The sequence below is a fragment of the Pantoea sp. DY-5 genome (genome assembly GCF_019795955.1).
Taxonomy (GTDB): domain Bacteria; phylum Pseudomonadota; class Gammaproteobacteria; order Enterobacterales; family Enterobacteriaceae; genus Pantoea; species Pantoea leporis.
Genome location: NZ_JAIMIE010000001.1, coordinates 1,154,373 through 1,178,904 on the forward strand (window position 1 = coordinate 1,154,373; position 24,532 = coordinate 1,178,904).

Annotated in this window: 17 protein-coding genes; 9 read left to right on the forward strand and 8 right to left on the reverse strand. The window is 52.0% G+C overall.

All coding sequences use genetic code 11. The features are described 5' to 3' along the window. Positions 1–39 precede the first annotated feature (39 nt). Both aroA and serC read right to left on the reverse strand, forming a co-directional pair. On the reverse strand, positions 40–1,326 hold the full coding sequence (aroA, locus tag K5Y30_RS05515; protein WP_222181737.1) for a 3-phosphoshikimate 1-carboxyvinyltransferase: 1,287 nt from the start codon (positions 1,324–1,326) through the stop codon (positions 40–42). An 80-nt stretch (positions 1,327–1,406) separates the two neighbouring features. Continuing rightward, a complete protein-coding gene (gene serC / locus K5Y30_RS05520) occupies positions 1,407–2,492 on the reverse strand; it encodes a 3-phosphoserine/phosphohydroxythreonine transaminase (protein WP_192413866.1) in 1,086 nt (361 codons plus the stop codon). 310 nt (positions 2,493–2,802) lie between these two features. Here serC and ycaO point away from each other — a divergent pair, with 310 nt between their 5' ends. The 4 genes from ycaO (at position 2,803) to pflA (ending at position 9,040) form a co-directional block, all read left to right on the forward strand. Then, positions 2,803–4,566 (forward strand): 30S ribosomal protein S12 methylthiotransferase accessory factor YcaO, encoded by a 1,764-nt coding sequence (gene ycaO / locus K5Y30_RS05525; protein WP_222210656.1) that lies wholly within the window; start codon positions 2,803–2,805, stop codon positions 4,564–4,566. A 356-nt stretch (positions 4,567–4,922) separates the two neighbouring features. Next, positions 4,923–5,783, forward strand: a complete 861-nt coding sequence (focA, locus tag K5Y30_RS05530) for a formate transporter FocA (protein WP_222210657.1) — start codon at positions 4,923–4,925, stop codon at positions 5,781–5,783. A 69-nt stretch (positions 5,784–5,852) separates the two neighbouring features. Then, positions 5,853–8,135, forward strand: a complete 2,283-nt coding sequence (gene pflB, locus K5Y30_RS05535; RefSeq protein ID WP_101760962.1) for a formate C-acetyltransferase — start codon at positions 5,853–5,855, stop codon at positions 8,133–8,135. A 164-nt stretch (positions 8,136–8,299) separates the two neighbouring features. After that, positions 8,300–9,040 carry a pyruvate formate lyase 1-activating protein gene (gene pflA / locus K5Y30_RS05540; RefSeq protein WP_101760963.1) on the forward strand — a complete coding sequence of 247 codons (741 nt, stop codon included), beginning with the start codon at positions 8,300–8,302 and terminating at the stop codon, positions 9,038–9,040. Positions 9,041–9,095: 55 nt separating this feature from the next. Here pflA and K5Y30_RS05545 read toward each other — a convergent pair whose 3' ends face one another. From K5Y30_RS05545 to lrp, 6 genes are all read right to left on the reverse strand, one after another. Continuing rightward, complete coding sequence (locus K5Y30_RS05545; RefSeq protein ID WP_222210658.1) at positions 9,096–10,247, reverse strand: MFS transporter; 1,152 nt, start codon at positions 10,245–10,247, stop codon at positions 9,096–9,098. 314 nt (positions 10,248–10,561) lie between these two features. Beyond that, positions 10,562–11,854, reverse strand: coding sequence for a serine--tRNA ligase (gene serS / locus K5Y30_RS05550; protein WP_222210659.1), 1,293 nt, complete (start codon positions 11,852–11,854; stop codon positions 10,562–10,564). Positions 11,855–11,953: 99 nt separating this feature from the next. Next, positions 11,954–13,300: a replication-associated recombination protein A gene (locus K5Y30_RS05555; protein WP_222210660.1), complete on the reverse strand. Its 1,347-nt coding sequence runs from the start codon at positions 13,298–13,300 to the stop codon at positions 11,954–11,956. Between the two features lie 7 nt (positions 13,301–13,307). Next, positions 13,308–13,919, reverse strand: coding sequence for an outer membrane lipoprotein chaperone LolA (gene lolA / locus K5Y30_RS05560; RefSeq protein ID WP_008102417.1), 612 nt, complete (start codon positions 13,917–13,919; stop codon positions 13,308–13,310). Positions 13,920–14,094: 175 nt separating this feature from the next. After that, positions 14,095–17,481 (reverse strand): DNA translocase FtsK 4TM domain-containing protein, encoded by a 3,387-nt coding sequence (locus tag K5Y30_RS05565; protein ID WP_222210661.1) that lies wholly within the window; start codon positions 17,479–17,481, stop codon positions 14,095–14,097. 119 nt (positions 17,482–17,600) lie between these two features. After that, the gene (lrp, locus tag K5Y30_RS05570; RefSeq protein ID WP_006118610.1) at positions 17,601–18,095 is read right to left on the reverse strand and encodes a leucine-responsive transcriptional regulator Lrp; all 495 of its coding nucleotides are present in this window, start codon (positions 18,093–18,095) and stop codon (positions 17,601–17,603) included. A 522-nt stretch (positions 18,096–18,617) separates the two neighbouring features. Between lrp and trxB the strand changes: the two genes are divergently transcribed. From trxB to infA, 5 genes are all read left to right on the forward strand, one after another. After that, positions 18,618–19,583 (forward strand): thioredoxin-disulfide reductase, encoded by a 966-nt coding sequence (gene trxB, locus K5Y30_RS05575; protein WP_222210662.1) that lies wholly within the window; start codon positions 18,618–18,620, stop codon positions 19,581–19,583. A gap of 145 nt (positions 19,584–19,728) precedes the next feature. Continuing rightward, on the forward strand, positions 19,729–21,498 hold the full coding sequence (cydD, locus tag K5Y30_RS05580; protein ID WP_222210663.1) for a cysteine/glutathione ABC transporter permease/ATP-binding protein CydD: 1,770 nt from the start codon (positions 19,729–19,731) through the stop codon (positions 21,496–21,498). Then, the gene (gene cydC / locus K5Y30_RS05585; protein ID WP_222210664.1) at positions 21,498–23,228 is read left to right on the forward strand and encodes a cysteine/glutathione ABC transporter ATP-binding protein/permease CydC; all 1,731 of its coding nucleotides are present in this window, start codon (positions 21,498–21,500) and stop codon (positions 23,226–23,228) included. Before cydD ends, cydC begins: the two co-directional genes overlap by 1 nt. A gap of 33 nt (positions 23,229–23,261) precedes the next feature. Then, positions 23,262–23,954, forward strand: a complete 693-nt coding sequence (gene aat / locus K5Y30_RS05590) for a leucyl/phenylalanyl-tRNA--protein transferase (RefSeq protein WP_222210665.1) — start codon at positions 23,262–23,264, stop codon at positions 23,952–23,954. Positions 23,955–24,300: 346 nt separating this feature from the next. Continuing rightward, a complete protein-coding gene (gene infA / locus K5Y30_RS05595) occupies positions 24,301–24,519 on the forward strand; it encodes a translation initiation factor IF-1 (protein WP_002211347.1) in 219 nt (72 codons plus the stop codon). Positions 24,520–24,532: the final 13 nt, after the last annotated feature.

The following is a 24,532-nucleotide window of genomic DNA, read 5'->3' on the forward strand; positions in this document are numbered from 1 at the left end:
AGAGCAAAGAAACCCGGCGCTGAGCACCGGGTTAGACGATCAGGAAGTATGACTGATTTTCGCCAACTGCTGGAAATAGCTCGGGAAGGTTTTCGCAGTGCAGCCTGGATCAAGGATGGTTACCGGCGTATCGGACAGAGCCACCAGTGCGAAGCACATTGCCATACGGTGATCGTTGTAAGTACCGATGTCCGCATGTTGCAACTGAGCCGGCGGTGTGACACGAATAAAGTCTTGCCCTTCTTCTACTTCCGCCCCCACTTTGCGTAACTCAGTCGCCATCGCAGCAAGACGGTCGGTCTCTTTTACGCGCCAGTTATAGATGTTGCGCATCAACGTGGTGCCTTGAGCGAAAAGGGCAGTAGTTGCAATTGTCATTGCCGCATCGGGAATATGGTTCATATCCATATCGATTGCCGTCAGCGATCCGCGTGTGCAAGAGATATAGTCATCTCCCCACTCAATCACTGCGCCCATCTTTTCCAGCACATCAGCAAAACGGATGTCGCCCTGCACGCTGTTGCGGCCAATACCGGTTACACGTACGGTACCCCCTTTAATGGCAGCGGCAGCGAGGAAGTATGATGCAGAAGACGCATCACCTTCCACCAGATAATCGCCCGGAGACTGGTACTGTTGCTGCCCTTTAACCACAAAACGCTGATAGTCCTGATTATCAACATCCACACCAAAGCAGCGCATCAGGTGCAAGGTGATATCAATGTAAGGCTTAGAAACCAGATCGCCTTTTATGGTGATGATGGTGTCTTGCTGCGCCAGTGGCGCGGTCATTAGCAATGCCGTGAGGAACTGGCTGGATACACTGCCATCGACGCTGACTTCCCCACCAACAAAACCACCATTAAGACGCACTGGCGGGTAATCGGTCTGTTCGAGATAGTCAATCTTTGCTCCGCCCTGACGCAGTGCATCAACCAGATGACCAATCGGACGCTCTTTCATGCGTGGCTCGCCAGTCAGAACGATTGACTGCTCGCCCAAACAGAGCGCGGCAGCCAAAGGTCGCATCGCTGTACCTGCGTTACCGAGAAACAGCTCAAGCGGTTTTTCAGCATGTAAAGGGCCCGCGTTACCTACTACTTCGCATACGGTGCGATCGTCTGAGAGCGTATAGCTGACACCCAGCGCTTTGAGGGCATTCAGCATGTGCTTAACGTCATCGCTATCAAGCAAGTTAGTCAGGCGGGTGGTGCCCTTTGCCAGCGCGGCCAGCAAGAGTGCGCGGTTCGAGACGCTTTTTGAACCCGGTAAGTTTACCGTGCCGTCAACGCGAGCAATCGGTTGTAGAGTCAGGGAGTCCTGCATGTGAAACCAAATCTCCAGAAAATACGAGACCCCATCATGTGACGGGGTCTGATACCAGACAAGCTGGCATGAAAAAGCAATTAGCCGTGGCGACGTTCGAAGTCGACCATGAACTCAGTGAGCGTTTTAACCCCTTCCAGCGGCATCGCATTGTAGATCGATGCACGCATACCGCCAACCACGCGATGACCTTTCAGCGCGTGCAGGCCAGCCTTGAGGGACTCTTCCAGGAATACTTTATCCAATGAAGAATCGGCTAACTGGAATGGCACGTTCATACGTGAACGGTTTTCGCTTGCGACATCGTTGCGATAAAACGCACTGTTATCAATCACGCCATACAATAAGTCGGCTTTTGCCTGATTCAGCTTGTCCATCTCAGCCACGCCGCCCTTCTCTTTCAGCCATTTGAATACCAGGCCAGAGAGATACCATGCGAAAGTCGGCGGAGTGTTGAACATCGATTCATTTTCGGCCAACACCTTGTAATCAAGGATAGAAGGCACATAACGTTGTGCTTTGCCTAGCAGATCTTCGCGCACAACCACTAAGGTTAAGCCCGCCGGGCCGATATTTTTTTGCGCGCCAGCGTAGATCACGCCATAGCGACTTACATCGATTGGACGAGACAGAATAGTAGAAGAGAGATCGGCAACTACGACTTTATCGCCAAAATCCGGCTCTTCATCGATAGCAATGCCATCAATCGTTTCGTTCGGGCAGAAATGGACATAAGCCGCATCATCATTTAACTGCCATTCACGCATTGGTAATAAAGCACGCTTACCATCACGCGTAGTTTTAATATCAATGGTATTTGGCGAGCAGAATTTCTCGGCTTCTTTAATTGCGCTGTGAGCCCAGTAACCGCCGTCAATATAATCCGCGTTTTTTGCATCACCCAGCAAGTTGCCGGGAATGGCCGCGAACTGCGCACGCGCACCGCCATGGCAGAATAAAACTTTGTAGTTGGCTGGGATCTTCAGCAGATCGCGAAAATCTTGTTCTGCCGCTTCTGCAACAGCAATAAACTCTTTACTGCGGTGACTGATCTCCATCACCGAGGTGCCTAATCCGTGCCAGTTTGTCAGTTCTTGTTCTGCGCGACGGAGCACTTCTACCGGCAGCATAGCCGGGCCAGAGCTAAAATTATAAACCTGAGTCATTTCCCCTCACCACTGTCATATCGAACGGTTATGAATACCCAACCGGTTTTATCATTGCCTCCAGATGGCTGCAATCATTAATCCGGCAGCGATCACATTTCCAGAGCCAGCTTCACCGCAGCTTATGTCATAAATGCATTCAGTCATGGAATTTTGTGAGGTTGTTCCAGAAAGAAAAATCGGCAAGCGGAATGGCGTAACAACCTTAACCAGGTTGAGATAAATTTGGCTGACTGAATAGCGAAGCACGCATAAAACCCGTATTATTGCCCGCTTTATGCCCACCCCATTGACTTAAGAGAGCGCCACCATGACGCAAACGTTTATCCCCGGAAAAGACGCCGCACTGGAAGATTCCATTGCTCGCTTTCAGCAGAAACTGAAAGACCTTGGTTTCAATATTGAAGAAGCTTCCTGGCTGAATCCGGTGCCACACGTCTGGTCAGTACACATTCGCGATCGCGACTGCCCGCTGTGCTTTACAAATGGCAAAGGTGCTAGCAAAAAAGCCGCTCTGGCTTCAGCGTTGGGCGAATATTTTGAACGCCTCTCTACTAACTACTTCTTCGCCGATTTCTGGTTGGGTGAATCCATCGCTAATGGCGATTTTGTTCACTATCCAAATGAAAAATGGTTCCCGCTCACCGAGGACGACAGCCTGCCAGAAGGCATTTTGGATGCGCGCCTGCGCAAGTTCTATGATCCTGATGAGAGCCTGGGTGCTTCTGAGCTGATTGATCTGCAATCCGGCAATGACGAGCGTGGAATTTGTGGCCTGCCATTTACCCGTCAATCTGACCAGCAAACAGTGTATATCCCGATGAACATCATCGGTAATCTGTACGTTTCGAATGGTATGTCTGCCGGTAACACTGCGAACGAAGCGCGTGTACAGGGTCTTTCTGAAGTGTTTGAGCGTCATATTAAGAATCGCATCATCGCCGAATCCATCAGCCTGCCAGAAATTCCAGCAGAGGTGATGCAGCGTTATCCTGGCGTAATTGAAGCAATTGAACGTCTGGAAGCAGAAGGTTTCCCAATCTTCTCATACGATGCGTCACTCGGCGGCAAATACCCGGTTATCTGCGTTGTGCTGTTCAATCCAGCAAATGGTACCTGCTTCGCTTCGTTTGGCGCACATCCGGACTTTGGCGTCGCACTTGAGCGAACCGTTACTGAGCTGCTGCAGGGCCGTGGTCTGAAAGATCTCGACGTGTTCACACCGCCGACGTTCGATGATGAAGAGGTAGCGGAACACGCTAACCTGGAAACGCATTTCATCGATTCAAGCGGTCTGATTTCATGGGATATGTTTAAAGACGATGCCGATTATCCTTTCGTCGACTGGAGCTTTGCGGGTACCACTCACGAAGAGTTTGATACGCTAATGGCGATCTTCCGTGCGGAAGATAAAGAAGTCTATATCGCTGACTATGAACATCTGAGTGTTTACGCTTGCCGCATTATCGTGCCGGGCATGTCTGATATTTATCCAGCAGAAGATCTGCTGCTGGCAAATAACAGCATGGGCGCACCACTGCGCAAAACCCTGCTGGCGCTGCCAGACAGCCAATGGGAACCCGAAGCCTATCTCGAGCTGATTGTGCAACTGGATGAGGAAGGTCATGATGACTTTACTCGCGTGCGCGAGCTGCTGGGTCTGGCATCAGGCAAAGATAATGGCTGGTACACGCTACGTATTGGCGAGCTGAAAGCCATGCTAGCGCTGGCCGGCGGCGACCTGGATCAGGCTCTGATCTGGACTGAATGGACGATGGAGTTTAATCAGTCCATCTTTAGTGAAGAGCGCGCAAACTACTACCGCTGTCTGCAAACCTTGCTGCTGCTGGCAATGGAAGAGGAACGCGATCCGCTACAATATCATCGCGCCTTTATTCGTATGTACGGCCAGGCTGCTGTTGAGGCTGCTTCAGCGGCAATCAGTGGCGAAGCGCCCTTCTATGGATTGCAAGCGGTCGATCTGGATCTGAAAGCTTTCCCTGCGCATCAATCATTACTCGCTGCCTATGAAAAGCTGCAGACAGCTAAACGTGGTTATTGGTCACAAAAATAGCCTTAACGCTTAAATTTCCATTTATAGAAATTAGGGTATTGGTCAATGGCACTGAAAAAATCAGTGCCATTTTTTTATATTGATCATACAAAGAGATTTAAGTGCATTATTAAATAACAATTCAGCTTTAATCGTTAATGATATTTAACAAAATCTAGTCTTGCCCGCAGCCACCTTCAACTTATTTTGCATAAATTAAAAATTATTTATTACAATAAATTCAATAGTTTAATCAGAAATCAGACGCATTTACGCTTCGCTTATCAGCGACCTTCCGGTCAAATATGATCCACATCAATTTCTGACCTATACTCCTTTGTTAATATCTTTACAGGCAATTTTTGGAGAGCGTTAGTGTGAAAGCTGACAACCCTTTTAATTCATTATTACCGGCGGCAATGGCGAAAGTTGCAGAAGAAGCCGGCATATATAAAGCTACTAAACGTCCTTTAACCACCTTCTTCCTTGCCATCACTGCTGGCGTATTTATCTCAATCGCATTTGTCTTCTATATCACTGCGACCACCGGAAGTGGAGCAATGCCCTACGGCATAGCAAAACTGATCGGCGGTATCTGTTTCTCGCTCGGTTTAATGTTAGTCGTGGTGTGCGGTGCTGACCTGTTCACCTCAACTGTTTTGATCGTGGTGGCAAAAGCCAGCGGCCGTATCACCTGGCTGCAACTCGGTCGACACTGGTTGACGGTCTATATCGGTAACCTGTTTGGTGCGCTGTTCTTTGTCGCGCTGATCTGGTTAGCCGGTGAACACATGGTGGCGAATGGTGCCTGGGGTTTGAATGTCCTGCAAACCGCTGACCATAAAATGCATCACACCTTTATTGAAGCAGTGAGTCTCGGCACGCTCGCCAACCTGATGGTTTGCCTGGCGGTATGGATGAGTTATTCCGGCCGCAGTCTGATGGACAAAATGTTTGCGATGATCCTACCGGTGGCGATGTTTGTTGCCTGCGGTTTTGAACATAGTATTGCCAACATGTTCCTTATCCCGATGGCCATCGTTATCCGTGATTTTTCCAGCCCGGAATTCTGGCAAATGGCTGGTTCAAGCGCAGCACAGTTCCCATCACTAAGCGTTAGTGACTTTATTGTTAACAACCTGATTCCCGTGACCATCGGCAACATTATTGGCGGCGGATTATTAGTCGGTTTGACCTACTGGGTAATCTATCTGCGTGGCGATGAGCCGGTGCATTAATGAATTGGTACGGGCGTGCTGAGTCAGCGCGCCATACGTCAAAGTCTCCCTAAATAAGGCAGGTATATTATGTCCGAACTGAATGAAAAAATGGCGTCAGCCTGGGAAGGATTTAGCGCCGGCGAATGGCAGAACAGCGTCAACGTCCGTGACTTTATCCAGAAAAACTACACACCGTATGAAGGCGACGAATCCTTCCTCGCTGGCGCGACGCCGGCCACAACTAAGCTGTGGGACAGCGTACTTGAAGGCATCAAAATCGAGAACCGCACCCACGCGCCGGTAGATTTTGACACCGATCTGGCTTCAACCATCACCTCTCACGATGCCGGCTACATCAGCAAATCGCTGGAAAAAATCGTTGGCCTGCAAACTGAAGCACCTCTGAAACGTGCCATCATCCCGTTTGGCGGCATCAAAATGGTTGAGGGTTCTTGCAAGGTTTATGGCCGCGAACTTGATCCCGCGCTGAAAAAAGTCTTCACTGATTACCGCAAAACCCATAACCAGGGCGTGTTCGATGTTTACACCCCTGACATCATGCGCTGCCGTAAATCAGGTGTGTTGACGGGTTTACCGGATGCCTATGGCCGCGGTCGCATCATCGGTGACTATCGCCGCGTTGCGCTGTACGGCATCGATTTTCTGATGAAAGACAAAGTTGCGCAGTTCAATTCTCTGCAGAGCGATATGGAGAATGGCGTTGACCTCGAAGCCACCATTCGCCTGCGTGAAGAGATCTCTGAACAGCACCGCGCACTGGGTCAGATCAAAGAGATGGCTGCGAAGTATGGTTCAGATATCTCGCTGCCCGCTACCAATGCTCAAGAAGCCGTTCAGTGGACTTACTATGGCTATCTCGCGGCGGTGAAATCTCAGAACGGTGCGGCAATGTCCTTTGGTCGCGTATCCACCTTCCTTGATGTGTATATCGAGCGCGATATTCAGGCCGGAAAACTGACTGAAGAAGAAGCACAGGAACTGATTGACCATCTGGTGATGAAACTGCGTATGGTGCGCTTCCTGCGTACGCCTGAATACGATGAGCTGTTCTCCGGTGACCCAATCTGGGCAACAGAATCACTGGCGGGTATGGGCGTCGATGGTCGTACTCTGGTGACTAAAAGCACCTTCCGTTTCCTGAATACGCTTTACACCATGGGGCCATCTCCGGAGCCAAATATGACCATCCTGTGGTCAGAAAAACTGCCGGTTAACTTTAAGAAATACGCCGCAAAAGTGTCTATCGATACATCCTCATTGCAGTATGAGAATGATGACCTGATGCGTCCTGACTTCGACAACGATGACTATGCTATCGCCTGCTGCGTTAGCCCAATGATTGTCGGTAAGCAGATGCAGTTCTTCGGTGCGCGTGCCAACCTGGCAAAAACCCTGCTGTACGCAATCAACGGTGGCGTTGATGAAAAACTGAAAATGCAGGTGGGTCCGAAAGAAGCACCAATCACTGACGAGATTCTTGATTACGACATCGTGATGGAGCGCCTGGATCACTTCATGGATTGGCTGGCTAAGCAGTACGTCACCTCCCTGAATATCATTCACTACATGCACGATAAGTACAGCTACGAAGCTTCACTGATGGCGCTTCACGATCGTGACGTTTATCGCACCATGGCCTGTGGTATCGCGGGTCTGTCTGTTGCGGCTGACTCACTTTCTGCCATCAAATACGCCAAAGTGAAAACCATCCGTGATGAAGATGGTCTAGCGGTAGACTTTGAAATTGAAGGCGAATATCCGCAGTTTGGTAATAACGACTCTCGCGTTGATGACATGGCGTGCGATTTGGTTGAACGTTTCATGAAGAAAATTCAGAAACTGCAAACCTACCGTAACGCGGTGCCAACTCAGTCAGTGCTGACCATCACTTCTAACGTGGTTTACGGTAAGAAAACCGGTAATACGCCAGACGGACGTCGTGCGGGTGCGCCATTCGGTCCGGGTGCTAACCCAATGCACGGCCGTGATCAGAAAGGTGCGGTGGCTTCACTGACCTCCGTCGCGAAACTGCCCTTTGCTTACGCGAAAGACGGCATCTCTTATACTTTCTCCATCGTGCCAAATGCACTGGGTAAAGATGATAACGTGCGTAAAACCAATCTTGCTGGCCTGATGGATGGATATTTCCACCATGAAGCCAACATTGAGGGCGGTCAGCATCTGAACGTTAACGTGATGAACCGTGAGATGTTGCTGGATGCGATGGAACATCCTGAGAAGTATCCGCAGCTGACCATTCGCGTATCCGGTTATGCTGTGCGCTTCAACTCGCTCACCAAAGAGCAGCAGAAGGATGTAATTACCCGTACGTTCACTCAGTCGCTGTAATCGTAGTTCACTGAGATTGAAAGGCTCCTGCGGGAGCCTTTTCTCCACAAGTCCGTTTTGCCAGTTTGCTGGTGCTGGCGACCTGGCAAAATCGACTTTCACTTTTAGAGCACAACATAGATTGTGCTGCCTGATATTCAGGCCCACCTGGAGAACTCATCGCAATGTCAACCATCGGTCGTATCCACTCCTTTGAATCCTGCGGCACCGTTGACGGCCCAGGCATCCGCTTCATTACCTTTTTTCAGGGCTGCCTCATGCGCTGCTTGTATTGCCATAACCGCGATACATGGGACACGCATGGCGGTAAAGAAGTTACCGTTGAAGAGTTGATGAAGGATGCGCTCTCATATCGTCACTTCATGAATGCATCTGGCGGTGGCGTGACGGCGTCGGGTGGCGAAGCGATCTTACAAGCGGAGTTCGTACGTGACTGGTTCCGCGCTTGCCAGGCAGAAGGCATTCATACCTGTCTCGACACCAACGGCTTTGTTCGTCGCTACGATCCGGTGATCGATGAATTGCTTGATGCCACTGATTTGGTAATGCTCGATTTAAAACAGATTAACGATGATGTGCATCAGATTCTGGTGGGCGTTTCCAATCATCGTACGCTGGACTTTGCGCGCTATCTGCAGAAGAGAGGCAAACGCACCTGGATCCGCTTTGTAGTGGTGCCTGGCTACTCCGATGATGATGACTCCGTTCATCGCTTGGGTGAGTTTACCAAAGATATGGATAACATAGAGAAGATCGAATTGCTGCCTTACCACGAGTTAGGCAAACACAAATGGATCGCCATGGGCGAAGAGTACAAGCTGGATGGTGTTAAGCCGCCGAGCAAGGAAACCATGGAGCGAGTGAAGAATATCCTCGCCAGCTACGGCCATGAAGTGATGTATTAACCGCAAACAAAAGGGGAACCACCGGCTCCCCTTTTTACTATTTCATGGGAATGCGTTAAGCATGTGCGACAGGAGTAGCCTGATGATCGGCTTTGCGCAGTAACATCACCAGATAAACCAGTGCAACTGCAGCAATCATCACAAACAGCAGGCGGTCAGAGTAATTCTGCATCAGCATTGACGTCATTCCCGGCCCCACCAAACTGCCCACGGTATAGCTAAACAGTAACGCCTGATTCATTGCCACTAACTCATGATGCGCGACGGTTTCGCACGCCCAGGACATCGCCACCGGATAGAGTGTAAAACCCGCCAGACCCAGCACAAACAGCGCTGGCGCCATCGCAGCATCACCCAGCATGGCAATCGCACCCATGATAACCACGAACACTTGTACACGCAGCACCATCAGGCGACCGAAGCGATCGGCCAAACGTCCTACCGGCCACTGACCGACAATGCCTGAGCTGACCAGTAACGCCATCCAGTAACCGACGTTTGCATCACTCATAACCTGATGTGACAGATACAACGGCATCAAGCCATAAAGTGAGCCGAGAACGATACCGGAAATGATGCAGCCATTGATGCCGAGACGAGAACTACGACGACGCAACATCACCCAAAGGCGACCCGTTGAAGCTTCTTCCGTCGCAGTGCTGGTATTGACATGCACAAACACTACCGGCAATACCGCACAGATAATCAGTGCAGTCACCCATGGAATCACGTGGAGCAGTTCGGTTGACACGCGGCTCACCAGCAACTGGCCAGCAACCGTGCCGAGGTAATAGATAATCATGTAAGCCGCCAGCAACTGACCGCGATTACGCACGGTACCGCTGCATAACAAGGCGCTCTCAACCACCACCCAAATCAGTGCACAACCGACACCTGCGGTGAAGCGCAGTATTGTCCAGCTATAGAAACCATCCAGCATCACCATGCCCATGGTCGCCACGGCAAAAAGCACGCTGGCGAGGTAGAAACAGCGATTAAAACCGTAACGCGTGATCAACCAACCCGCGAGCAAGGTGCCCAGCAAGTTACCGGTGTAATACGATGAGCTGGCCATACCCACTTGCCAGGTTGGCAGTTGATCATGGGTAAGCCATAGCGGTACCAGCGTATTAAGCACAGCAATAGACACCGTCATAAGCATTAAGCCGCAAAGCAGCAAAACGACGGGGCGCGACCAGGTTGACATAGGGAATAAAACCAAAAGAGATGACGATAATTGCGCGCAGTTTGCCATCCACTATTTTAAAGTCAATGTGCAAAAATTCGTCGTCGCACGATTTGCTGCGGAACAATTTATTTTTTTTATCTTCAGCGGGTTAGAAGCATAATGAAGGATACAAGGCAGGCATCTATCTATTTGAATTTACGATTTTTAATCGTTAACAGCCATTTATTGTCGATAACGTTTATTTCTGATTAATTCCGACTAAAAAATAATTATTTTACCGCTTAAGAAACAAAAAAACCCGGCATTGCCGGGCTTTTATAATTGCGCATTGATTAGCCAACAAATTCCAGTCCGCCCATATAAGGACGTAACACTTCTGGAACTTCAATGCGGCCATCTGCTTGCTGGTAGTTTTCAAGTACAGCCACCAGAGTACGACCCACCGCCAGACCAGAACCGTTCAGCGTGTGCACCAAGCGTGGTTTCTTGTCGGTTTTGCTACGGCAGCGCGCCTGCATACGACGAGCCTGGAAATCACCCATGTTGGAGCAAGAGGAGATTTCACGATAGGTGTCCTGTGCTGGCAGCCAAACTTCAAGGTCATAAGTCTTGGCAGAGCCGAAGCCCATATCGCCGGTACAAAGCAGCACTTTACGGTATGGCAGGTTGAGCAATTGCAGCACTTTCTCTGCATGGCCGACCAACTCTTCAAGAGCATCCATCGAGGTTTCAGGCGCCACAATCTGCACCATTTCCACTTTGTCGAACTGGTGCATACGGATTAAACCGCGCGTATCGCGTCCGTACGAACCGGCTTCAGAACGGAAACATGGTGTGTGCGCAGCGAGTTTGAGCGGCAAAGATTCTTCTTCAACGATCTCATCACGCACCAGATTGGTCAGCGGCACTTCAGCGGTTGGGATCAGCGCATAGTTGCTGCTACCCGCTTCCTCGCCCAGCGGCTTGGTATGGAACAGATCTTCACCAAACTTCGGCAGCTGTCCGGTACCATACAGCGTATCCTGATTCACCAGATACGGAACATAGGTTTCAAGATAACCGTGCTGCTGCGTGTGCAGGTCAAGCATAAACTGGCTAAGCGCACGGTGCAGACGCGCAACCTGGCCCTGCATCACAATGAAACGTGAACCTGTCAGTTTCACCGCGGCGGCAAAATCCAGACCTTTGGCGGCTTCACCCAGCTCAACATGGTCTTTTACCGGGAAATCAAACTGGCGCGGCTGTCCCCAGCGGCTGACTTCCTGGTTCTCGCTGTCATCTTTACCCAACGGGACTTCGTCAACCGGGAGGTTTGGCAACGCGAGGGCAAAGTCACGAATTTCGTTCTGCAGGGCATCCAGTTCTGCTTTAGCCGCATCCAGGCGTTCGCCCAGAGCGTTCACTTCCTGACGCAGCGGCTCGATGTCTTCCCCACGTGCTTTGGCCTGACCGATGGATTTGGATCGGGAATTACGCTCAGCTTGCAGATTCTCAGTTTCTACCTGCAAGACTTTACGACGCTCTTCAAGCGAACGTAAGGTTTCCACATCCAGTTTAAATCCTCGGCGTGCCAGTTTTTCTGCGACTGCGTCTGGCTCGTTACGCAGCAGGTTGGGATCGAGCATGCTAATCCTGTGTAATAAAAGGTTTATTGAACGAATGGCGGGACTTGCATCCCTATGGAATGCAATGAAATCCTTGCTCACCTTACAGTAAGGTGTTTATCAGCGGTAGCGTTTTATCGGGCTATTTTGATCCTGCTCAGCCAGCCAGGCCAGTTTTTCGCCAATTTTCCCTTCAAGCCCGCGATTAGTCGGTTGATAGTAGCGCGTCTGCGCCATTTCCGGCGGGAAATAGACTTCACCAGCGGCGTAGGCGTTAATCTCGTCGTGCGCATAACGATACTCTTTGCCCAGCCCCATCTCTTTCATCAATTTGGTCGGAGCGTTGCGTAAATGTTCCGGCACATCGTAATCAGGAAATTCGCGCGCATCGCGCATCGCGGCCTTGAAAGCGGTGTAAACGGCATTACTTTTGGGTGCGCTGGCAAGGTAGACAATCGCCTGCGCAATCGCCCTTTCGCCTTCGGCTGGACCGACGCGCGTAAAGCAATCCCAGGCCGCTAGCGCAACCTGCATGCCGCGCGGATCGGCGTTACCCACATCTTCCGAGGCGATAGCCAGCAAACGGCGTGCGACATAAAGCGGATCGCCGCCTGCAGTGATGATTCTTGCATACCAGTAAAGCGCCGCATCGGGTGCTGAACCGCGTACAGATTTGTGCAGAGCGGAGATCAGATCGTAGAAACGATCGCCTTTATTATCAAAACGCGCTGCCCTTTCACCGGAAACTTCATTGAGCAATTGTGGCGTTAATTCACGCTGGCCTTCGGCGTTGCTTTCGGCCATATCCGCCATCATTTCCAGCGTATTCAATGCCCGACGCGCATCACCGTTCACCAGTTCCGCAATCATACGGCGCGTATTATCCGGCAGTACAATATCGCTTTTGCCATAACCGCGTTCGTCATCCTGCATCGCCTGCAACAGAACCTGTTCAATATCTGCAGTGGTAAGAGACTTGAGTAAATATACGCGGGCACGGGATAGCAGCGCCGAGTTGAGTTCAAACGAGGGATTTTCTGTGGTGGCACCAATAAACGTAATGGTGCCATCTTCAATATGCGGCAGGAAAGCATCCTGCTGACTTTTGTTAAAGCGATGGACTTCGTCGACAAACAGGATGGTGCGTCGACCCACCTGACGATTTTGTCGGGCACGCTCGATCGCTTCACGAATCTCTTTCACGCCAGAAGTGACAGCAGAAATGCGCTCAACATTAGCTTTACCGTAATGGGCGATAATCTCGGCTAATGTCGTTTTCCCTGTCCCAGGCGGTCCCCATAAAATCATCGAATGCAGATGCCCGGCCTCAATGGCGCGCGGCAGCGGTTTACCGGGCGCCAGCAAATGCTGTTGCCCAATGTAGTGTTGCAGCGTCGCCGGCCGCATACGCGCCGCCAGCGGCTGAAACTCATTCGATGGAGCGAAATCCAGAGACAGGTTACTCACCGTGACCTCACTGACGTTGATCGTCCACCGTTACCCCTTTTGGCGGCGTAAAGGTGAATTTGTCTGGGCTAATAGCGCCGTTGTTTTGGCTCTTCAGCTGATAATCGCTGTGCTGGCCATCTTGCTCAATCGCGCTGAACTTATTGATGGTGCCAGACGATGTCACATTGATGGTGAACTGCTTGAGGTTGCCGTCACTGCTCTTCGGCGTTAGCTCGAAATTATCGCCCTGCTGCTTGATGTTGTACTGTTTCCAGTCACTTGGCTGGTTACGCGCAATCAGCATAAACGGTGTGTTGCTGGCAGCATTTTGCAGCAGGCTAACGCTGGCTTGTTCAACGAAGGGATTGTAGAACCACAGATTTTTGCCATCAGAAATAATCACGCTTTCGTCCGGCGCGGTCATGTGCCAGTTGAACAAGCTTGGGCGCTTCACCCACAGCTCGCCTTCACCATCCTGCACGTTGGCGCCGCTGCCATCGGTCACTTTCTGACTGAAGCTGGCGTGGAAGCTGTTCACTTTATTGAGACGCTGCTGCAGATCGCTGGACGCATCCGCCAATACTGATGCGGAAACAAAACTGGCCAACAGGCCACAGGCAATAACGCGTAATTTCATCTGATTCGATTCCTTATTCATTGTTTCCCGACACTTACAGCATTAAACGTAGTTGCCATCCTGTCTCTTCGACAGGAGAAAAAGCCGAAAGCTCCCGAAGATATGGGGATCGACCAACAGATAAACAATGGGCCAGTGTTAACTGGCCCATAAGCAGACAACTGCACGCGATAAATTACATCTCGTGTGGCGGCGGCGAAAGCACTTCGCGGTTGCCGTTATGTCCCGGTTCAGAAACGATGCCCTGCGCTTCCATCTGCTCGATGATACGTGCGGCACGGTTATATCCGATACGGAACTGGCGTTGAACCCCAGAAATGGAGGCACGACGTTTTTCCACCACGAAAGAAACCGCCTGATCAAACAGCGGATCCAGCTCTTCATCGCCCATCATTCCGCCAGCTGCGCTCTCGCTCTCTTCACCAGCAGTAATGCTTTCGATGTATTGCGGGCGACCGCGTGCTTTCCAGTCCTGAACCACCGCATGCACTTCCTGATCGCGCACGAATGCACCGTGTACACGTACCGGCATTGAGGAGTTTGGCGGCATGTACAGCATGTCACCCATCCCCAGCAGCGATTCTGCACCGCCCTGATCGAGGATGGTACGTGAGTCGATCTTGCTGGAAACGGTGAAGGCGATACGCGTCGGGATGTTGGCTTTGATCAGACCGGTAATCACATCAACCGACGGGCGCTGTGTCGCCAGCACCAGGTGAATACCCGCCGCTCGCGCTTTCTGAGCCAGACGAGCAATCAACTCTTCGACTTTCTTACCGACCGCCATCATCAGATCGGCAAATTCATCGACCAGCACCACGATATAAGGCAGTTTTTCCAGCACCGGCGGTGTGATGTCCATGCTGTCGCCCGGCTTCCAGAACGGATCGGGAATTGGTCGGCCCATCGCCGCAGCCTGCTCAATCTTCTCGTTATAGCCGGCCAGATTACGCACGCCCAGCGCAGACATCAGTTTATAGCGACGCTCCATTTCACCAACACTCCAGCGCAGCGCATTGGCCGCATCTTTCATGTCTGTAACCACTTCGGTCAGCAAGTGAGGGATGCCTTCGTAGACTGACAGCTCGAGCATTTTCGGGTCGATCATGATAAAGCGCACTTCTTCCGGCGTGGCTTTATACAGCATGCTAATGATCATGGTGTTAACGCCCACTGATTTACCGGAACCGGTGGTACCGGCAACCAGCAAGTGCGGCATTTTCGCCAAATCAGCCACCACCGGCTGGCCAGCAATGTCTTTACCCAACACCACTGCAAGCGGTGACGGGTTTTCACGAAATTTAGGGCAATCCAGTACTTCGCGCAGATAAACGGTTTGACGATGTTTATTTGGCAGTTCAAGCCCGACGTAAGGCTTGCCTGGAATCACTTCCACCACGCGCACGGCAACCGCAGACAGAGAACGCGCCAGGTCACGCGACAAGTTAGAAATACGGGAAGCTTTAACGCCTGGCGCTAAATCGAGCTCGAAGCGGGTAATGACCGGACCAGGTGAAATACCTACAACCTCCGCCTTCACTCGATAATCAGCCAGGCGTGCTTCAACCAGCCGCGCGGTTTGCTCCAGCGCAAACATATCCACCGGCTCTTCTTCTGCCGGTGGTGACGTGAGCAGATCCAGCGTGGGCAGCGGCGTAGAAGGTTTTTCCAGCGGCTGTTCATGGCGAACCAGGAACGGATGGAACAAGCTGTCCTGCACAGGCGCAGCAGGTTTCACTGGTGCAGGCGGCGCAGAATAAGCTTCCTGTTCCGGCGACGACCATGGGCTGGATTCAGCACTCAACGACGGCATTGCCGCTGACTCCGGCGCAGCAGGTTGTTGCCACGGCGCGGGCTCTTCCGGCTCTGGCGATGCAGAAATAGTGAACAGTGGCTCGCTCGGGCTATCGTCGACCAAATCTTTCATTGGTGAAAAATCAAAAGCAGACGACGTATCCAGATTAAATACCGGTGCTTCCTTCACTTCAGGTTCGGTATAGCGTTGCTGCTGCTGATCGGCGAACTGGCGTGCAAGTTGAGCCTGCTGCAATGCATCCTCATCATCAGGCTCAGACGCTTCCTGCCAGCTTTCACCGTAACGATTCTGCTGCTGCGACGCGAAGGCTTCACGCAACTGCGCCTCTTGCAGCTCAACATCCTGTTCCTGTGGAGGAACGCTGTAAGACGCAGTGACTTCTGGCTGTTGCTGCTCAGCATCTTTAGCCTGCTCTTCCGCCATACGCTGCGAAGGCAACTTAATGCCGTACGAAGCTAACTCACGTCGTGTTGGCAACTTAACTTTGTTTGGACGCGGCAACTCTGGACCAATGCCCTGCTTCACCTGCGGGTTGTAATCACGCTCGGGTACGATATCGAAGGCAGGTGAATAAGCAGCAGGTGATGTCGCTGCTTTGACTGCTCCAGCGGCAAGTGAAGCGGCGGCGAGACTGTTTAAAGGTGCAGAAGATGAAGCGGCATCCTGCCAGTTGCCCATGCTCGGGCCCTCATCATCATCAGCCGGCGAAAACGGTGAAGGTGCTGCTTGACCTGGCATCTCGAAACGATAGAGCGGAGCAGAAGGCTGCGCGATTGGTTGTTGCGCTGCAGCAACAGGCTGAGGAGCCGGAATCGACTGAGCCGTGGTTTCGGCAACGCGTGGCATTGCGTCGGGTTCGGCAGATGCGGCTGGAGCAGGCTGCATAGTAGCTGGAGTTTGCTGTGCGGCTTGCGTAGTAACCGCAATCGCAGCGGCAGTTGCCGCACTCGCCTTCGCCAGCAGCGGATCGTCGCTCAACTCCGCAGCAACCGGTTCGCTCACCTTGCGCGGTTTAGCTAACAACACATCATCGTCTTCATTAACGGAGTGTGCAGCATGCATCGGAGGCGACACCTCATCAGCAAACTCTTCGTCGTCGTATTCTTCTTCCTGCCAGGGTTCGTCATGTCGTGAACGGTTGCTGGCAAAGGTCAGAATACCCATCACCACGCCGCCGATCTTCTCGGCAATCGTCAGCCATGACCATCCGGTGTAAAGCGTGATGCCGGCAGCCCAGACGCACAGCAGCGTCAAGGTGCCGCCAGCCGAACTGAACCACGGTGCCATCGCATTGCTGACCAGGCTGCCGATTACGCCGCCGGAAGCAAAATACCAGATGTCATCTACGTTGAGCGCCGCCAGACCACAGGTCGTTACCACCAAGGCCAGCACACCAATCAGGCGTAAACCAACGGCAAAGTAGTCGATGTAATCCTGACGATCACGTTGGCGGAAGGTGATCCAACACAGACCAATAATGACGGGAGGAATGGCGTAGGCCATCACGCCAAAGATGAACAATAGCGTATCGGCCAGCCATGCGCCGACGCTACCACCCAGATTATGGATAGGTTCGTGCCATGCGGTTTGTGACCAGCTTGGATCTGACGGGTTAAAACTAACCAGCGACACCATCAAATAGATGGCGAACAAGGCCACAAGAATGAGCAACGCTTCCAGCAGACGACGTCCACTGCTCAGCGGTTGTAACGAAACATCTTTATCTTCTGTATATTCCTGGCTCAAGAGAACTCTCCAGGTGCCTGTAAATTAAGAAGGCAACAACGTCGGGCATGCCCGACGCTGGTCCTGTATGAATTCACAGGAGTGTACCGAAATCCTGCAAGCTTTGCACCTGCCCTGCACTACCGGGTTTTGATCACCAGACGATTGCTCTGTTTGACCTCTTCCATCACCACGTAAGTACGGGTGTCGTTTACGCCCGGCAGACGCAGCAAGGTCTCACCCAGTAGTTTACGATAAGCGGACATATCCGGTACGCGGGTTTTCAGCAGGTAGTCAAAATCACCGGAAACGAGGTGACATTCTTGAGTTTCCTCAAGTTTTTGCACGGCGGCGTTAAATTGTTCAAACACATCTGGCGCACCACGATTCAGAGTAATCTCAACGAAAACCAGCAGTGAAGCATCCAGATAATGCGGGTTGAGCTGCGCGGTGTAGCCCAGAATGAAGCCTTGACGCTCGAGGCGGCGCACGCGCTCAAGACATGGAGTTGGCGATAATCCAACACGTTTGGAAAGCTCGACATTAGAAATTCGACCGTCTTTCTGCAGTTCATTCAGAATATTTCTGTCGATACGATCTAAATCTTTTCCGGGGCGTTTCTTATTGTCTACCATTATTATTGTCTCTCTTAATTCCTTCCCTTTACCTGCCACACCCTGAAAACGCTCATTGTTCAGGGCCTTACTGAAGTGAAGACCATAAGCCTGTGCAGTAACGCGTCCATCCGTATGACGCATGTTGTCTGTCCACATCATGCGTCACTACCAATGTCAGGCTGAGTTTATTCGGCTAAACAGCCCAAAACAGAAATGAAATTCTGTTTTGAATCGCTAAATATTCTCTGCTTCTCCCAATGTTTTCGCAAAAGCGCAGGCGATTGTCAAAGTAAAACATCCAAATTCAGTACAAGATGCCAGATAGAGTTCTGGGTTGCTGTTTTTAAATGAGAATTTTTATGCTGCTGCACCACTAATTGCCGAGCATTGCCCCCTTTTGGCGCAACGCGCGTGCAAAAGTTGCACTCATCGTCTACGCCGCTCGCAGTGATTGTTAACAAAATTGCTGGAGCCTTTTTTTGCAGCGTTAATTTCCCTACAATCAAAAACTATGTTGTCAGAGAAAAAATTGAGGAACGCATGAGTACGGCCAAACACAGTAAGCTGCTCATTCTGGGCTCGGGCCCTGCCGGTTACACTGCAGCAGTATATGCAGCGCGCGCTAACCTGAATCCGGTGTTAATTACCGGACTGGAGAAAGGAGGTCAGCTCACCACCACCACCGAAGTGGAGAACTGGCCAGGCGATGCAAACGATCTGACCGGTCCAGCGTTGATGGAGCGCATGCAAGAGCATGCCGAGAAATTCAACACCGAGATCATTTTTGACCACATTCATACCGTCGATTTGCAGAACCGTCCGTTCCGTCTGGTCGGCGACAGCGGTGAATACACTGCTGATGCGTTGATCATCGCCACTGGCGCATCGGCACGTTATCTCGGATTGCCATCAGAAGAAGCGTTCAAAGGCAAAGGCGTCTCTGCTTGTGCGACCTGCGACGGCTTCTTCTACCGCAATCAGAAAGTTGCCGTCATTGGTGGCGGTAACACTGCCGTTGAAGAAGCGCTTTATCTGGCTAATATTGCTGCAGAAGTGCATCTGATTCACCGTCGCGACAGTTTCCGCGCTGAGAAAATCCTTATTGACCGTCTGATGGAAAAAGTGCGCAATGGCAACATCGTGCTGCACACCGACCGCACGCTGGATGAAGTGGTTGGCGATCAAATGGGCGTGACGGGCTTGAAACTGCTGTCTACCAAAGGTGAAGCGGCTGAATTACTGGACGTCGCTGGTTTGTTTGTCGCCATCGGCCACAGTCCAAATACCGCAATTTTTAATGGTCAGCTGGATTTGGAGAATGGCTACATCAAAGTGCAGTCTGGTTTGCACGGCAACGCCACGCAAACCAGCATCCCAGGCGTGTTCGCTGCCGGCGATGTGATGGATCATATTTATCGTCAGGCCATTACCTCTGCCGGTACCGGCTGTATGGCGGCGTTGGATGCGGAACGCTTCCTCGATGGACTGGTTAAAAACGATAAGTAAGTTGTTAATAACCTGATCATAATCGCTAAAAGGCGGCCAGTTTTGGTCGCCTTTTTTGTTACCTGCGTGCTACAGTTCACGCGCCCGATATTGCTGGGTTTTCATCCGGGATTCACATCTCTTTTGAGTTACCAAACGGCATCGCATGAACAAATCACGGCAACAAGAACTTCTCCGCTGGCTCCGTCAGCAACGTCATCACGGTGCGCGCAACTTACGTGCGGCTTCGCTGCTGGGTTTTGCTGGCGCATTGGTCATTATCGCCCAAGCCTGGTTACTGGCTTCGCTGCTGCAAAATCTGCTTGTCGCACAGCAACCGCGCGCATCACTGCTCACCGATTTTCTGTTGCTGCTGCTGTGCTTTGTTTTGCGCGCCGGATTGCATTACGCCCGCGAAATGGCAGGACATCGCGCCGGCGTTGCCATTCGCCGTGCGCTGCGTCAGCAGGTTCTGGATCGACTCAATGTGCTCGGTCCCGCCTGGATTCGAGGTAAGCCAGCAGGCAGTTGGGCTACGCTACTGCTCGAACAAATCGAAGAGATGCAGGAATACTACGCGCGTTATCTGCCTCAGATGTCGCTGGCACTCTTTATTCCGTTAGCCATATTGATCGCCATTTTTCCAATTAACTGGGCGGCGGGATTGATTCTGCTGGTCACCGCGCCACTGATTCCCCTATTTATGGCGATGGTTGGCATGGGCGCTGCAGATGCCAATCGCCGCAACTTTGTTGCTCTCGCCCGGCTAAGTGGTGATTTTTACGATCGTCTGCGTGGACGTGAAACGCTGCGCCTGTTCTATCGCGCTGCGGCAGAGCAAGAAGCGATTGCCGCCAGCACCACCGATTTTCGGCAACGCACTATGGAAGTGTTGCGCCTGGCGTTTCTCTCATCTGCCGTGCTGGAATTTTTTGCCTCACTGGCGATTGCTGTCGTCGCGGTCTATTTCGGTTTCTCTTATCTCGGCGAACTGAATTTTGGTCATTACAGCACCGGTGTAACGCTGTTTGCTGGTTTCCTGGCACTTATTCTGGCGCCTGAATTTTTCCAGCCGTTGCGCGACTTAGGCACCTTTTATCACGCCAAAGCGCAAGCGATTGGCGGAGCTGATGCGCTGGACCAGTTTCTACGCGAAAGTCCCGATCCACACGAAGAGCACGCTTCTCGCGAGCTTTCTCTCACTACACCGCTGCATATTCAGGCTCAGAATTTGGTGGTCATGACTGCTGGCGGTGAAGCGCTCTCTCAATCGCTCAATTTCACTCTCGATACTGGTAAACGTGTAGCGCTGGTAGGACAAAGCGGTGCAGGCAAAACAGCGCTGATGAACGTCTTGCTGGGTTTCCTGCCCTATCAAGGTTCACTGCAGGTTAACGGGCAGGAAATGCGTGATATCAGCCGCGATAGCTGGCAACAATACATTGCCTGGGTTGGCCAAAATCCGCATTTACCCGCGCAAACGCTACGCGAAAACCTGCTGCTTAATAGCCCCATTGATGACGCGACGCTCATGTCGGTTCTGCAGCGCGCGGGCGTTGACGAATTTTTAGATCGTCTGCCAAACGGATTAGATACTCTTTTAGGTGATGGCGGCGTGGGGCTTTCCGTCGGTCAAGCGCAGCGTATTGCCGTGGCGCGAGCCCTGCTCAAACCGGCACAACTGCTACTGCTTGATGAGCCCGGTTCTGGGCTGGATAGCCAAAGTGAGCAACATGTTATCCGCGCACTGCAGCAGGCGGCCACCCAGCAAACCACGCTAATGATCACGCATCAACTCAACGAGCTCGCTAGCTGGGATGAAGTGTGGGTGATGCAGGCCGGGCAACTGGTGCAACAAGGTCCCTGGCAGCAGCTGATTGAACAAGATGGACCTTTGCGTGAAATGGCGCAGCATCGTCGGAAGGAGATCGCATAATGAATAATTTATTGCCTTTCCTGCGTTTGTTTAGCCGTCATCCATGGCGTTTGGGACTTGGCATCATTCTCGCCATTATCACTTTGCTTGCCAGCATCGGATTGCTGACTTTATCCGGCTGGTTCCTTGCCGCCTCTTCGCTGGCGGGCGTAGCGGGACTTTATACGTTCAATTACATGTTGCCCGCTGCCGGCGTGCGCGGCGCGGCGATCACGCGCACGGCTGCACGTTATTTTGAGCGCCTGGTGAGCCACGATGCCACCTTCCGCGTGCTGCAACATTTACGCGTATTCACCTTTAGCAAACTTATCGCCCTATCGCCGGAACAGCTGGCTCGTTTTCGTCATGGCGAATTGCTCAACCGTTTTGTCAGCGACGTGGATACACTCGATCATCTTTACCTGCGTGTGATCTCGCCGTTAATCGGTGCAGCGGTGGTGATTGTGGTGGTCACCTGCGGTTTGGCGCTGCTGGATGTACCGTTAGCTTTGCTGCTCGGCGGTATGATGCTTTTGACGCTGTTGCTCATGCCTCCGCTGTTCTGGCGGCTTGGCACCTCAGCCGGACATCAAATCGCCCAGCATCAGGCCAGCTGGCGCATGCAGTTGACGCACTGGATTACTGGCCTGTCTGAGCTGAAAATTTATGGTGCAGCACAACAGTGGCGCGACCAACTTGATAGCGATGAACAGAAGTGGCAACAGGCGCAACGCAGACAACATTGCCTGCAGGCGCTGGCGCAAAGTCTGTTGCTGGTCATCAGCGGCGCGACGGTTACGCTGTTGCTATGGATTTCCGCGAATGGCGTGGGTGGAAACAGTTCGCCGGGCGCATTGATCGCGCTGTTTGTGTTCTGCGGACTGGCGGCGTTTGAAGCGCTGGCCCCGGTTGCCGGAGCGTTTCTGCCGCTGTCGCAGGTGACCAGCGCCGCTAAGCGGGTACAGGAAATCATTGAACAGCCCGCCGCGATCCGTTTTCCCAGCGCAAAAATTAGTAGCCCATCAGGTATCAGCCTGAAAATGGAAAACATCCGCTTCAGCTATCCGCAGCGCCCCGAACCGGTGTTGCAGAATTTTTCCCTATCGTTAAATGCAGGTGAGCATTTGGCGCTGCTCGGTCCAACCGGCTGCGGCAAATCCAGTCTGCTGTCGCTGATTACCCGCGGTTGGGAAGCGCAGCAAGGTTCAATTAGCCTCAACGATAGCGATCTTGCCGCCTGGGATGAAGCTTCATTGCGTAGCCGCATTAGCGTGGTAACACAGCGCGTGCATCTGTTCAGCCAAACGCTGCGCGACAATCTCCTGCTGGCAAAACCCGATGCCAGCGATGAGCAACTGGTTAAGACGTTGAACAAGGTGGGTCTGGCCCATCTCGCCGAACACAAAGAAGGATTGAATGCGTGGATGGGCGACGGCGGTCGACCGTTGTCCGGCGGCGAACTGCGTCGTCTGGCGATAGCACGCGCCCTGCTGCATGATGGCGATTTGTGGCTGCTGGATGAACCTACCGAAGGTTTGGATGCCAGCACCGAACAGCAAATTCTGGCGTTATTGCAACACGTCACCCGCGGCAAAACGCTGATTATGGTGACGCATCGCTTAAGTGGTTTAGACGCCATGGACCGCATTTGCGTTATGGATCAGGGACAAATTATCGAATCCGGTTCGCACGCCGAATTAATCTCAAAAGCAGGCCGCTACTGGCGTTTCCATCAGCGCTTTACGCTATAGTCTTAGCCAACAGCCCTGAGTGTGATTGATGCAATGAGACTGATACAGCTTTCACGAGATTCATTAAATTTCCCACCACCGGAAATGGCGCTGCGCGAGCCCAATGGATTATTGGCGATGGGCGGCGATCTCTCCCCTGCCCGCCTGATGAATGCTTATCAGCAAGGCATTTTTCCGTGGTTTTCTCCTGGCGATCCGATTCTCTGGTGGTCGCCGGATCCCCGCGCGGTCATGCTGCCAGAGTCTTTCCATCTCAGCCGCAGTATGGCGCGCTTCCATAAGCGCTCACCGTATCGCGTCACCATGAATCATGCGTTTCCGCAGGTGCTGGAAGGCTGCGCCAGCGGCCGTCAGGAAGGGACATGGATCACTTTCGAAGTGAAACGTGCGTGGTTGCGGTTGTACGAACTGGGCCATGCACATTCGATTGAAGTCTGGTGCGAGCAGCAACTGGTCGGCGGGATGTATGGCCTGGCGCTGGGGCAAATTTTTTGCGGTGAATCGATGTTCAGCCGTCAAGAAAATGCCTCGAAAACCGCGATCTGGGTATTCGCACAACATTTTCAGGCGCATCAGGGCCGGCTGATTGATTGTCAGGTGCTGAATCCGCATACCGCTTCCCTCGGTGCGGTGGAAATTCCTCGCGTTGATTATCTGCAGTACGTGCAAACGCTGGCGTGGCAACCGGTTTCCGAGAGTTGCTGGCACACACAAACCCTTTTTTGACATCGGTCACCGATGTTTTGCACACAATTCCCGACAAAAGTGATACAATAAGCGAGTTTGGTATGTCGTCCGCGCTTCGCTGTGGCGAGCCGGAATTGCCAGGTTGGGAATCTCACACATTTCCCGAAGCTGTTTTGATTGTGCAACTGATGCCGATTGCTACAGATTCTTAGCCCGCTAATCCCCCGCAGACGTCAAAAAACACCCTAATTTATCCGTACTGCACGCGCAACGGCGCGACGCACGGCGAAGCGTTGGCAAAATCATCAACGGTTCTTTACATAAATCATGGAATTCGGCATTATCTTGCCGGTTCAACAGTTTGGTAGTACACCCAGAGGATTCGATGGCCAAAGAAGACAATATTGAAATGCAAGGTACCGTACTGGATACGTTACCGAACACCATGTTCCGCGTAGAGCTTGAAAACGGGCACGTGGTTACCGCTCATATCTCCGGTAAAATGCGCAAAAACTATATCCGCATCCTGACGGGCGACAAAGTGACTGTCGAGTTGACCCCGTACGACCTGAGCAAAGGCCGCATTGTCTTCCGTAGTCGCTAAGTAGATATTTCTA